The 12,612-nt window shown below is 62.4% G+C and carries 8 protein-coding genes; 6 read left to right on the top strand and 2 right to left on the bottom strand.

The window, feature by feature from the left end; all coding sequences use genetic code 11:
• The first annotated feature begins 20 nt into the window (after positions 1–20).
• The 4 genes from ACT6QU_RS06415 to ACT6QU_RS06430 all read left to right on the top strand — a co-directional run bounded on the left by ACT6QU_RS06415 (position 21) and on the right by ACT6QU_RS06430 (position 7,380).
• Positions 21–3,386 (top strand): glycosyltransferase, encoded by a 3,366-nt coding sequence (locus tag ACT6QU_RS06415; RefSeq protein ID WP_444563349.1) that lies wholly within the window; start codon positions 21–23, stop codon positions 3,384–3,386.
• Between the two features lie 72 nt (positions 3,387–3,458).
• The gene (locus ACT6QU_RS06420) at positions 3,459–4,037 is read left to right on the top strand and encodes a methyltransferase domain-containing protein (RefSeq protein ID WP_444563348.1); all 579 of its coding nucleotides are present in this window, start codon (positions 3,459–3,461) and stop codon (positions 4,035–4,037) included.
• 118 nt (positions 4,038–4,155) lie between these two features.
• Complete coding sequence (locus tag ACT6QU_RS06425; protein WP_444563347.1) at positions 4,156–6,135, top strand: acyltransferase family protein; 1,980 nt, start codon at positions 4,156–4,158, stop codon at positions 6,133–6,135.
• 51 nt (positions 6,136–6,186) lie between these two features.
• Positions 6,187–7,380, top strand: a complete 1,194-nt coding sequence (locus ACT6QU_RS06430; RefSeq protein WP_444563346.1) for a polysaccharide pyruvyl transferase family protein — start codon at positions 6,187–6,189, stop codon at positions 7,378–7,380.
• On the opposite strand, the gene ACT6QU_RS06435 is transcribed toward ACT6QU_RS06430, so the two are convergent.
• The gene (locus tag ACT6QU_RS06435) at positions 7,364–8,800 is read right to left on the bottom strand and encodes a hypothetical protein (protein ID WP_444563345.1); all 1,437 of its coding nucleotides are present in this window, start codon (positions 8,798–8,800) and stop codon (positions 7,364–7,366) included. The two genes, ACT6QU_RS06430 and ACT6QU_RS06435, sit on opposite strands and share 17 nt — an antisense overlap.
• A gap of 91 nt (positions 8,801–8,891) precedes the next feature.
• Entirely contained in the window at positions 8,892–9,971 is a 1,080-nt protein-coding gene (locus ACT6QU_RS06440; RefSeq protein ID WP_444563344.1) for a DUF2793 domain-containing protein, read from the bottom strand.
• A 228-nt stretch (positions 9,972–10,199) separates the two neighbouring features.
• Between ACT6QU_RS06440 and wecB the strand changes: the two genes are divergently transcribed.
• Together wecB and wecC are read left to right on the top strand one after the other, a co-directional pair.
• The gene (gene wecB, locus ACT6QU_RS06445; RefSeq protein WP_444563343.1) at positions 10,200–11,339 is read left to right on the top strand and encodes a non-hydrolyzing UDP-N-acetylglucosamine 2-epimerase; all 1,140 of its coding nucleotides are present in this window, start codon (positions 10,200–10,202) and stop codon (positions 11,337–11,339) included.
• 4 nt (positions 11,340–11,343) lie between these two features.
• Positions 11,344–12,600: a UDP-N-acetyl-D-mannosamine dehydrogenase gene (gene wecC / locus ACT6QU_RS06450; protein ID WP_444563342.1), complete on the top strand. Its 1,257-nt coding sequence runs from the start codon at positions 11,344–11,346 to the stop codon at positions 12,598–12,600.
• Positions 12,601–12,612 lie beyond the last annotated feature (12 nt).

The raw sequence follows: 12,612 nt of genomic DNA on the forward strand, positions 1-12,612 counted from the left end.
ACGCAACCCGATTGGACCAGATGAACATCAAGTCGATAGCCATTTTCTATGGGCACGTTGCCAGCAATGTCGGCGACATCGCGATCAATCGCGGCGAGGTGAATCTTCTGCAGGCGGCCTATCCGCAAGCGCAGATAGCGGCCGTCCTCCTGAACGTGAAGAACTCGCGCTACATGGAGACGTCGAAGGCGTCGTTCGGCCCCGAAGGCGCGGTGCGACTGGTCGAAGTCTCCGACAGCGACGTCAGCGGCGTCGACATGGCGCTCGAGCCGGAGCGTTGGCTCGACCATTGCGGGGTCGCGGAGGCCGATCTGATCGTGCTTGCCGCCGGCGAACATCTGTTCAGCTACGAGGGCAATGCGAACCCGCGCAATCTCTTCTGGCGCACGCTGCCAGCGTTCGCGGCCCGACAGGCCGGCAAGGCATGCCTCGTCATGCCTTCGACCTTCGGTCCCTACGAGACGAAATCCGCCCGCGCCCTGATGGAAGCGCTCGTTGCGGGCGGGCCGCGCATTGCGGCGCGGGAGACGCGCTCGCTTAATGTCTTGCGCGACCTTGCGCCGGGGCTCGAACCGCAGGCGCTGCTCGATCCGGCCTTCTTCATCGTCCCGCCGCCGGCGCGGCCGCAAAACGAGGCCGCGCGCAACATCGCCCTCGTCATGCGCTCGGGGCATTGGGGCATGCGCATTGCCGAAGACGCGCGCCTGAACATCAAGGCCGACGATCCCCAGATGGCCGCGCAGGAGACCGCATACCGTTTCAGCCTCGACTTCTGTCGCAAGGTCCTGGAGGAGACGGAACACCGCGTCACCATGTTCGTCCAGACCGATGCCGACCGCGCGATCGCAGAAGCGGTGGAGCGCGAGCTTTCGGGCTCCCCGCATGCCGCGCGCTTCCTCAAGCGCCCAGTCGCGACGATCGACGACTATCTCGACGCACTGAACGCAGCCGACCACGTCGTCGCCTCCCGTTTCCACGCGCTCATTTTGGGCATGGTTTGCGGCAAGTCGGGCTACGGGCTCTATTTCGCAAGCCACGGCCACAAGATCCCCGGCCTGATGGAACTCGTCGGCCGCCCCGGCGACTGTCTCGACCTGTCTGCTATGGAGGTCGGCCCGGCCGTGCAGGCGGCGTTCGACGCAGCGACGGCCCCGCTCGACTTCTCCCAGACCGCCGCCCGGCTCGAAGCGTTGCGCGCTGCGACGATGGATTGGCTGGAGGCGGATTGGCCGGAGCGGCGGGGGGCTGAGATGACCCCGACGGATATTGCCGCCCTGACGGCGATTGCTGGCGGTTTCTATCAAGAGCAGGCGGGGAAGTTCAGCGCGGATGCCTATGCTTCGCGTCGAAAGCAAATCAGCATGGAAGAACGATTGGCGCAGCGGTCCGTCGAGGTCGACGAACTGACCGCCCAATGCCGTTCTTTGAAAGAGAAGCTCGACGCCGAGCACGCCAAATGTATCGCGTACCGGGAAGAACTGTCGAAACACACTCAGCTTGAATCAAAAATACGAAAACGCGACCAGCAAATCGTTTCGCTTGAACGGCGTCTGGTGGCGTTGGAAGATTCGACGTCCTTCCAGATCGGAAATGCACTGGTGCTCGCTGCCAAACAGCCGAGAAGTGCCGCCAAGCTGCCCCGCCGGATTTGGGGCATCTATCGATCAAGCAAGGACCGCGAAAACGTTGCGGACGGAACGCCCCACGTTACGACTAAAGCTCGAGAACGCGACCATCTCCTGCAATTACATCGCGACAGAGGTGTGGTTGGGGTCAGTCAAGTGCTTGCCGCAAAGTACTCGTCGGACGAGGTTGGGCTTCGCAATGCACTAATTGCCGCGGGGAAAGCATTGCGGGACGACGGTCATCCCCAAGACGAAATCACGCTCTTGCGGGAAGCGGCTGCCTCTGACGTGTCTGATGCGTCGCTTCGCGCCCTTTACTGGGCTTTGCAACGTGATGGCGATCTTAAGGAGGCTTGGCAGACGATCCGCAGACTGCAAAGAATTTATGGAGACGCACCGTCAGCGTCTCAAAATGAGATACTCGACAAACTCCGTAGAAGTGCCGCTTCTCAGTTGTCAGTGGTCGACAAGATCCCGTCGAGCCCGCTCGCCCAGATTGCACCGATCCATAACCGGATTTGCTACGTTCTTCACAACAGTTTGCCGTTCGCGTCTGGGGGATACGCAACACGCGCGCAAGGTGTAGCTCTCGGCCTGAAAGAGGCTGGGTTCGATGTCGTCGCTTTGACGCGACCCGGATTTCCTTTGGATGCCAAGCCCGAACTCACAGCAGATGCAGTTCCGTTTCAGGACGAGATAGAAGGTATAACCTACCGTCGGCTACTCACGCCTTCTCGGCAAGGACGTTCGGCCGTGGGATACATGGAGGCCGCTGCCGACTCCATAGCAGCCGAGTTTGAAGTCATTCGGCCCGCATTCGTGATGGCGGCGTCGAACTATCAGACAGCGTTGCCCGCCCTCATCGCGGCGCGCCGGCTGGGAATTCCGTTCGCATACGAAATCCGTGGGTTTTGGGAGATCACGCGCATATCCCGCGAGCCGGAATTCATCCACACGCCCAGCTACAAAATCCAGGAGCTCCTCGAAGCCGAAACCGCCAAACATGCCGATCACGTCTTCACGCTGACCGGCCCGATGAAGCAGGAATTGGTACGCCGCGGCGTTCCAGCCGATCATATCACGCTTCTCCCAAATTCCTGCGAGCCCGAAAGTTTCGTCCCGCGCCCACGCGACGCGGTGCTTGCGGCAAAGCTTGGAATTCCGGAAGACGTTGCCGTGATCGGCTACATCGGCACGTTCGTCCAGTACGAAGGCCTCGAGCTTCTCGTCGAGGCGGCAGCGAATCTGCGCGACCGCGGCCTTGCTTTTCGGCTGCTACTTGTCGGAAACGAGAACGTCTCGGCAGGCGATGCCGGTCCGATCACCACCGAGGTTCAGCACATTTCGCAAGAGCGCGGGCTAGAGGACTGGTTGATCATGCCTGGCCGCGTGCCGCACGATCAGGTTGAATCCTATTACTCTCTGATCGACATCGCGCCATTCCCGCGCAAAGCTCAGCCGGTGACGGAAATGGTCTCGCCGATGAAGCCGCTCGAAGCATATGCCATGGAAAAGGCGGTCGTTGCATCGAGCGTTGGCGCACTTCGTGAGATGGTTCTGGACGACAAGACCGGGCTGGTTTTCGAAAAGGATGACGTTGGCAGCCTGACTGACGCGCTGGCCCGGCTGATCCGTGATCCCGAATTGCGCGCACGGCTCGGCAAAGAGGGACGCCGATGGGTGGTAGCAGAGCGTACGTGGGGTGCTACCGCCAAGATCGCGGCCGACAGAATCGCAACTATTATGCAGGGAAAATCTTAGACCTTCTTCCGGTCTAGTTAGTTGGCGGGTACATTGGCGACCAATTGGGATGACGTTGCCATAGGCCGAAATATGAAACTCGATGCTTCAGTTAATTTGTCGCCCGAAGTTCAACAGACCTACGCTGCCTACAACGATGGCAAAACGCCTGCGAATGGCTTGAGGATTGCGGATTACCGCCGCTGGTCGGTTATACTGGACCGCTTAGGTAAGGGTGATCTCCTCGATATAGGCATGGGCATGGGCCAGTTCTGCGATGCTGCCGCTCGAAGTGGTCGTTTCTCCAGAGTGCGCGGAGCTGACAAGAAGCTGCACAGCGCCTTTCGCAATCTCAGCGGTTTCGAGGTCGTAAGTTACGACCTTGCTCAGCCTCCAAACGAGCTGCGTTCCCAAGTCGTGACGTGTTTGGAGTGCATTGAGCACATTCCGAATCCAGCGTTCGACCTCGCAGTCGACCATCTGCGGAATATTGCCACCGAACGTCTCATCATAACGGTTCCATATGAGGAGCCGGAGCCCATTCCGCCGTATCACCACCAGAGATTTACATTGGATCGCCTCAATTCCCTGTTTCCAGATGGCACCATCGAAGTCATGGACAAGGGTGGCGGCACTGCATGGGCGCTGGTGGATATCTACAAGAGCGTGTAGCAAGCACGGTGGTCGCACCAAGCTGTTTGGGAGCGCTGGTCGGCGATGACTTGCGCACTCGATATGTCGCGATTCTGATCGCTTGCGCCCCTATACCTTCCTCACCAGAGACCATTTTATGACGCCAGACCGTTCGTTTCGCGCTGAAATCCAAGGATTGCGAGCCATCGCCGTCGTCAGCGTGGTGGTCTTCCACGTCTGGCCGTGGGCCCTGCCCGGCGGTTATGTCGGGGTGGATGTGTTCTTCGTCATCTCCGGCTATCTGATCACCGGGCTGCTGCTGCGCGAGATCGAGGCGAGCGGGCGCATATCGATCCTGCAATTCTACGAGCGGCGGGTGCGCCGGCTGGTTCCGGCCGCGACGCTCGTTCTTCTGGCCGTCGCGCTCGCCATTCCGCTGCTGCCCGAATCGCGCTGGGAGGACACGGCGATCGAAATCGCGGCGTCCGCGCTCTATGTCGAGAACTGGCGCCTCGCTTGGCTGGCGGTCGATTATCTCGGCGCTGAAAACCCGCCGAGCCCGATCCAGCATTACTGGTCGCTGTCGATCGAGGAGCAGTTCTACATCTTCTGGCCGCTGCTGATGGTCGCCGGCGCGGTTCTGGCGCGGCGCATGGGCGCGCAGGTGCGCAGCGTGCTTCTGGCGCTCCTGGCGCTCGTCACCGCCATCTCCTTCGTCGCCTCGCTGGTGCTGACGCGCACCGACCCGGCGCAGGCCTATTTCGTCACCCACACCCGCATCTGGGAAATGGGCATCGGCGGGCTTCTGGCGATGGCTCGCCTGCCTGCGCCGCGCCCGCTATTGGCCGAGCTGTTGCGCTGGAGTGGACTTCTCGCGATCCTCGCCGCTGCGCTCGTCCTTTCAGGCGCCACGGCGTTTCCCGGCTATGCCGCACTCCTGCCGACCCTCGGTTGCGCCGCCGTCATCCTCGCCGGCTCGGCATCCGTGTGCTTCAGCCCGATGCGACTTCTCGAAGCCCGTCCCGCGCAATATGTCGGCGACATCTCCTATTCGGCCTATCTGTGGCATTGGCCGCTCATCGTGTTCGCGACGGTGCATCTGGAAGGGCCGATGCCGCTGCATGTCGGACTGGCGCTGATCGCGGCGACCATCGTTCTGGCGCATCTGACGAAACACCATCTGGAAGACCGCTTCCGCCGCCCCGGCGCAACGCCGCCGCTGCGCGTGGTGGCAGCCGGCGCGGCCTCGATCGGTGCCTGCATCGCCGCGGCCTTCGCCATCTATGGCTCGTCCGCACTGCAGCCTGCATCCAGCGCGGTCGCCGCTGCGGGTTCCTATCCGGGGCCAGCCGCCCTGATCGATGGCGCATCGGTGCCGCAGGTCGACGCTTTCATGCCGGTCGAGATCGACTCCTGGGACGATTTGCCCGAAGCCTATGGCTCCGGCTGTCACCTCGACATCGAGACGACCGAACTCAATCCGTGCCGGTTCGGCCCCGCCGACAGCCCGGTTCGCGTCGTTCTGGCAGGCGATTCCCACGCCGCGAATTGGATACCCGCCTTCGAGGCCATCGCCGGCCGCCAAAACTGGTCGGTCGAAACGCACACGAAGTCGGGCTGCCCGGTGATGGTCGACGCACTGCGCACGGCGGGCCGCACCTATGACGAATGCCGCGACTGGGGCGAGCGCGTGCTGGAGATGATCGAGGCCGAAAAGCCCGACATGGTCGTTCTGTCGATGTCCGCCGGCGCGCGGCTCGATGACCGGAAAGCCAAGCTGGGCGACAGCCTTCGCCGCACCTGGGCCCGGATCGAGGAGACAGGCACGCGCCTCGTCCTCATCGCGGACACGCCGCGGCACAAGGTGAAGCCGGCCGAATGTATCGAGGAAGACCCGGCCTGCGCCTCGCCGCGCGCCGAGGTGATGCGTCCCGACCCGATGATCGCCGCGCTCGGCGACGCTTCATCGCCGCAACTCATCGACATGAATGACGGGCTGTGCACCGAAACCGAGTGCCCGATGGTCATCGGCAACGTCGTCGTCTGGCGCGACGCCCATCATCTGACGGCCACCTACTCGCGAATGCTCGCGCCCTACCTGGCGGAGCGCTTGCCGAGGGTGGAGGCGGGGAGTTGACGGGATCGCGTTAAACGGCGAAGGCGTAACGCGGGCTCCGAGGATGAAGATTTGAAGATTGCCATCACGAACTATACCGGCGACCGTCAGAATTGGGGGTGCCAATCGACCAGCCGTGGACTGGAGCGCTTCTTGACGAAGCATGCACCGGGTGCAGAGATCACGACTCTTCCACTGCGTTCGAAATTTCCCGATCTAAAAGGAATTCCGCGTGCCGAGCTGAGGCAAGAGCTCGACGATATCCTGCACGGGCGAAGCCAATCGCTCCGTATCGCGCGCGCGATCTACACCGAAGAAGAGCTTCATGAGTTGGAGCACGCCGACCTCGTCCTCTTTCAAGGCGAAGGGACTATGGTTGGGACGACTTTCTACAATGGGGAGAATCTGCTCGTCGCTCCCATCGTGTGCACCAAGCTTTTTGAAAAGCCGGTCTGGTCAATCAATCAAACCGTCTTTTCAATCGAGCCGACATTCACCGGCTTCATGGCCGAAGTCTATCGGACCGTGTTCGAGCGAAACTTCGTCCGTGAAGCTGCTTCCCGGTCATATCTGCAAGAAATGGGTGTTGAGTGCTCGCTCGTGCCGGACATGGCGTTCTACGACGATCTTGCCAGCGACGGTACGCAGTCGGCCGCCAGCGGAACCTATGCCGCGCTGTCCGGCATGGCCCGTATCGAACGTCTCCCCGAAGCGACCTTTCTGAACATCGCCGGCCAGTTGATCGATCGCTATTCGCGCGTTGTGATAGTGGCATCCACCAATATGGATACTGAAATGGCGGCTCGGGCCAAGGCTCGCTTCGGCGATCAGTTGGAGATCATCGGAGCTGACCAACCACGTCAGCGCGCCTATGAGGCCATCCGGGATGCGGAAGTATTCGTCAGTGGCCGCTACCACATGAACATTTTCGCGGCCAAAGCAGTAACGCCGTTTTTGTCGTTTCTTTCGAACACGCACAAGAACCACGGGCTCAATCAGATGCTCGGATATCCTCTGAGCCCGAAACTGCTGGACGAGAATTACGATCTCCGCGCTGACCTCGATTGGATCGAGGCGCATCGCGATGAACTGGTCGGGACGCTGGTAAAGAGCCGCGATGCGATCTCGCGCTTCCTGGACAGCGCGAATATTTTCGAAGCGTCATCGGCGGACGTCGATTTCCGGCCTACCGGATCGGTGGACGAGCCCGTCGTCGAGGACGCTGACTACTTCCGAGTTCTCAACGGTCCTAAACCTGTGGCGTAGCTGACCCCTCAGGAGCCGCAAGGCGTTTTGCTACACGGTTGATCACCTCGTCTTCGGAGAGATTCAAAATGGCGGTAAGGACGTCGTCTGCCTCGACGATGCCAGCGCGAAACCATTTCTGAACGAGCCGGAAGTTGCGCAGCACGTCATGGCCGAGGAAAGACTGAACGAGCTTGATGTCGTAATTCAGATAGCCGCTGTAATGCGGAGCGTCGCCGAGGAAGAAATCGGCGTTGAAAATCTTTATGCGGGCGGGGCCGAAACGGCTCAGATCGTGCACGATCTTGGGCACCGCGTAGGCGTTCATCCGGTAGTATGGATTGAAGATCGTGCCGACGCGCACCGGCAGGATCGCCCGATAAAGGGCGAGAGCCTCGGGATCGTCAAAGCGCATCACTGCAAAGGACAAGGGCCGCTCGCGCAGGCTGGTCAGAATCTCCTCGCGGTTTTCCGGCTCGAAATTGCCGTTGAAATAGGTGACGTCGGTGCGCGTGCCGATTAGGGGTGCATGGGCGGAAATGGTCTCGTGAGCGCGGAAATTGGTGCGTACGACGAGATCGAAAGCGTCGATTTCGGCGCCATGCGCAATGCCGGTATTGCCGGGCGCCACGATCGCGATGCTTCGACCGGCCACAAGCCGGCAAAACCTCTCGTCATCGTCGTCACGGCCAGCGTTCGCACCAAGTGCGGCAGCGGTATTCGTGTTTGCGGCAAGACGTGCAAGGCCGATGGCGAGTTCGCGCGCCTCATCTGTCTGGTGACCATTGAGATAGGATTGTGCCGTGGGCAGGTCGCCAGCATCGGCAAATGCAGTCGCCGTATCGCATCGCAGCGTATCCAGGATTGTCGATGGCGGAGCGCTTGAACGCCGCGCGACCATGGATGCCTGTGCCTTCGCCGCATAGGCCGCGCGCGGCCAACCCTGGCGGTACAGATGCACATAGGCGACGAACCACCAACTCTCGGGAAGAACCTCGGGGTCACGCGCGGACTGGATGAGCGCCAGGGCCGCTGCTTCCCCTTCCATTGCGGGCGTGTCGTCGATCAATCGCCAGAGTGACGTTGCGGTCGTGCGGTGACTGTCCTGCTGCAGCAGGTGGCCGAACCGGTCGACCCAGGAAGCCAGTGCTTCATCGGTGCGTGACGCGTCCAGCCAGGCACTGCGGGCGCCAACCATATCTCGATCCATGGCCAAAGCGAATGCGACGCGATGTCTGCCGTCCAGACGGTATCCCCCTCCGGGAAAAGTACGCGCGAACGGATTGCGCCTCGGTCGTTCTTTAGCTTCTTCGATCGTGACGGCCTCTTCGTACGCTCGCGCGGCTGCCGCCCATTGGCCGGCGCGCTGATATGCTCGCCCACGTGCTAGCGGCTGCTTGATTCGCGCGATGGCACTTTCGTCGAATGCGGCTTCGGCCAAGTCGTCCTCTTGCTGTAGCAAGCCCTCATGCGGCAGGCACCCCCATATATGAGGAGTGCCGCCGCCTGACCAGCCCGACGGCAGGGTTCGCTCAGCTCGCGGCGCGGTAGACCAGCAATCCGCGCGCGACGAAACCTTGCCCGGACGGCACGTTGGCGACCGTGAGGGCGCTCGCGACGCCGGGTCCAAGGCCAAGGCAGGTGAAGTAGGTCGTGCCCGATTCCGGCCGCGTGACCAGCGTCTGCGCATTGGCTGGATAGGTCGTGCCGCTGCCGTGCTGGAACGTGTTGGCGACCATCGGGTCGTCGACGAGGACGGGCAGGCCGGCGATGCGAAGCTGGCCGAAGGCGGTTCCGTAAACCGGGGTGGCAGCAACATGCACCAAGGCAATGACGAGATCGCCGATGCGCCAGTAGGCGCCGGCTTGCGTCGCATAGCTGACGGAAAGGTCGCCGGGCGAGGCGAAGGTGAGCGTCGGTGTGAAATCACCCGATTGGAAGGTCGAAAGAAGCGAGCCATCGCCGATTCGCAGGCCGTGCGGCAGGGCGGGCGCGCCATCGGCGGCGTCGATGACGACCGCTTCCTTCCATGTCGTGCCGTCATGCGACAGCTTGATATGAAAATTGTCCGTTCCAGCCGTTCCCATTTCCGCCCGCCCGGAAAAGCCCGTCTGGAAGAGGAGGCTCGCCGTATCGGTTGTGGCCGCCTTGTTGACGGTGAGCCGGTGGCTGTCACCGTCGTGGCTGAACAGGCTGGCGGGCGAGCTGACCGCGAGGCGGTTGGCTTCGCTGGCCGTGGCATTGAGGCCGAGCATGTCGGCATCGGTGCCGCCCGAGGTGACGTTGGTCCACGCAGCGCCGTCATGGACGACGAACTCGCCATCGTCGCGGACCCAGGCAAGCCAGCCTTCGCGGGGCATCAGAAACGTCCAGCCGCCGTCCTGTGCAAGGGCGACGCGCCCGTCCTGGCCGGCCCATGGTGCTTCTGCGCCCGCAGGCACGATGTAGCGCGCGCCTTCGGAAACGGCGCCTTCGGGTGTCGATTCGGTCCGGCTGGCGACGCTCAGTTGCACCACGGCGTCGAGGATGCGCAGCGCTTCATTGTGGGTGACGTGCTTCTGCGCCTGGGACGGGAGGATGAAGGGCAGGTCGAGATGGGGGGTGGCGGTCATCGGGTTCTCCTTTTGTGCCGATCCTAATGCAGCGGGAAGGAAAGGGGATAAGTTCGCCGAATGCGCCCCGCCCGGTTCTGCACGGTGCGGGCGCGGGGATTGTCAGGGGGAACCAGATCGCGTAACACCCGACCCGCCATTCAATGCCGCCGGCCGGCCTTCCATCATGCTTGACGTCCACAAGGACCTCGTGTGGGGCTTTTCCAGAACCGACCCAGGAGTTTGTCCGTGAGTGCACTCAAAGTGCTGACCGTTACCGGCACGCGACCCGAGGCCATCAAGATGGCGCCGCTGATCCAGGCGCTGGCGCGCGACGCGAGATTCGAATCGGCCATCTGCGTCACCGCCCAGCACCGCCAGATGCTCGACCAGGTGCTCGAACTTTTCGATCTGGTGCCCGATTTCGACCTCGACATCATGAAGCCGGGACAGAACCTGTCGGGCATCACGGCCTCGATCCTGACCGCGATCGGCGAGGTTTTCGAGAGCTTCAAGCCGGACATCGTGCTGGTGCACGGCGACACGACCACGACGCTGGCGACCACGCTGGCCGCCTATTATCACAAGATTCCGGTCGGCCATGTCGAAGCGGGCCTGCGCACAGGCAATCTCTATTCGCCCTGGCCCGAGGAGGCCAACCGCAAGCTGACGGGCGCGCTCGCCGCGCTGCATTTCGCCCCGACGGACGGCTCGCGCACCAACCTTCTGCGCGAGGGCATCGACGAGGCCAGCATCCACGTCACCGGCAACACGGTGGTCGATGCGCTGCTGCATGTCGTCGACAAGACGCAGACCGACGCGACGCTGCAGGGCGAGTTCGCCGGGGAGTTCGATTTCCTCAGCGACGATCGCAAGCTGATCCTCGTCACCGGCCATCGTCGCGAGAGCTTCGGCGGCGGGTTCGAGCGCATCTGCCAGGCGCTTTTGGAGATCGTGCAGGATTTCGACGACGTGGAAATCCTCTACCCGGTTCATCTCAATCCGAATGTCCGCGAGCCGGTCAACCGGCTGCTCGCCGGCGTCGATCGCGTGCATCTCATCGAGCCGGTCAACTATCTGCCCTTCGTCTGGCTGATGAACAGGGCGCATCTGATCCTGACGGATTCGGGGGGAATCCAGGAAGAGGCGCCTTCGCTTGGCAAGCCCGTCCTCGTCATGCGCGAGACGACGGAGCGGCCCGAGGCGGTCGATGCGGGGACGGTTCGGCTGGTGGGTACGGATGTCGACCGGATCGTCGGCGAGATCGGCGAATTGCTGCGCGATCGCGACGCCTACGACCGGATGAGCATGGCACACAATCCTTATGGCGACGGCAAGGCCTGCGAGCGCATCCTCGACGCGCTGGCCACTAGATTTGAGAAGCACTGATTTCATGACCTACAAGACAATTTCCGTCATCGGCCTCGGCTATATCGGCCTTCCCACCGCCGCCGTCTTCGCCTCGCGCAAGACCAAGGTGATCGGCGTCGACGTCTCCACGCGCGCCGTCGAGGCGATCAACCAGGGCAAGATCCACATCGTCGAGCCCGATCTCGACGTGGTGGTCCACGCGGTGGTGACGGAAGGATGGCTGCGCGCGACGACGACGCCGAAGCCGGCGGATGCGTTCCTGATCGCGGTGCCGACGCCGTTCAAGGACGGCAACCAGCCGGACCTCGCCTATATCGAGGCGGCGTCGAAGGCGATCGCGCCGGTTCTGAAGGCGGACGACATCGTCATCCTGGAATCCACCTCGCCCGTCGGTGCGACGGAGGAGATGGCGGCATGGCTGGCCGAGGCGCGGCCTGACCTGACCTTCCCGCAGACACATGGCGAGGCGTCCGACATTCGCATCGCCCATTGTCCCGAGCGCGTCCTGCCCGGCCACGTTCTGCGCGAACTCGTCCAGAACGACCGCGTCATCGGCGGCATGACGCCGAAATGCTCGCAGGCGGCGGTCGATCTCTACAAGATCTTCGTCGAGGGCGAGTGCATCGTCACCGACGCCCGGACGGCCGAGATGTGCAAACTGACGGAGAACAGCTTTCGCGACGTGAACATCGCGTTCGCCAACGAACTCTCGCTGATCTGCGACAAGCTGGACATCGATGTCTGGGAACTGATCAGCCTTGCGAACCGGCATCCGCGCGTCAACATCCTGCAGCCGGGCCCCGGCGTCGGCGGTCACTGCATCGCGGTCGATCCGTGGTTCATCGTCGCGCGCACGCCGAACGAGGCGCGTCTCGTGCGCGTCGCACGCGAGGTGAATGACGCCAAGCCGCACTGGGTGATTTCGAAGGTCAAGGAAGCGGTCGGCGCGTTTCTTCTCGACAATCCCGACCGCACGGCGCGGGATGTGACGATCGCCTGCCTCGGCCTGACCTTCAAGCCGAACATCGACGATCTGCGCGAAAGCCCCGCCGTCGAGATCGCCGAGGAACTGGCGCGAACGCTGGAAAGCCGGCTGCTCTTCGTCGAGCCGAACGTGGAAGAACTGCCGAAGGGCCTTGCAGGCCGCGAGAAGGTCGATCTCGCGACGGCTGTCGAGACGGCCGACGTCCTGCTCTTGCTGGTGGCGCATAACGAGTTCAAGAAGCTCGGCACCATGGTCCGCCCCGGCCAGACGCTCTTCAAGGCGACCGCGCTCTAGCGGCAGTTGGAA

Origin of the sequence: Aliihoeflea sp., from assembly GCF_052435475.1 — a bacterium.
GTDB lineage: Bacteria > Pseudomonadota > Alphaproteobacteria > Rhizobiales > Rhizobiaceae > Aliihoeflea.

Bases quoted from the DNA above. Each gene is read 5' to 3' on its own strand.
- wecC (WP_444563342.1), top strand. From the start codon at position 11,344: ATGACCTACAAGACAATTTCCGTCATCGGCCTCGGCTATATCGGCCTT.
- ACT6QU_RS06415 (WP_444563349.1), top strand. From the start codon at position 21: ATGAACATCAAGTCGATAGCCATTTTCTATGGGCACGTTGCCAGCAAT.
- ACT6QU_RS06425 (WP_444563347.1), top strand. From the start codon at position 4,156: ATGACGCCAGACCGTTCGTTTCGCGCTGAAATCCAAGGATTGCGAGCC.
- ACT6QU_RS06420 (WP_444563348.1), top strand. From the start codon at position 3,459: ATGAAACTCGATGCTTCAGTTAATTTGTCGCCCGAAGTTCAACAGACC.
- ACT6QU_RS06440 (WP_444563344.1), bottom strand. From the start codon at position 9,971: ATGACCGCCACCCCCCATCTCGACCTGCCCTTCATCCTCCCGTCCCAG.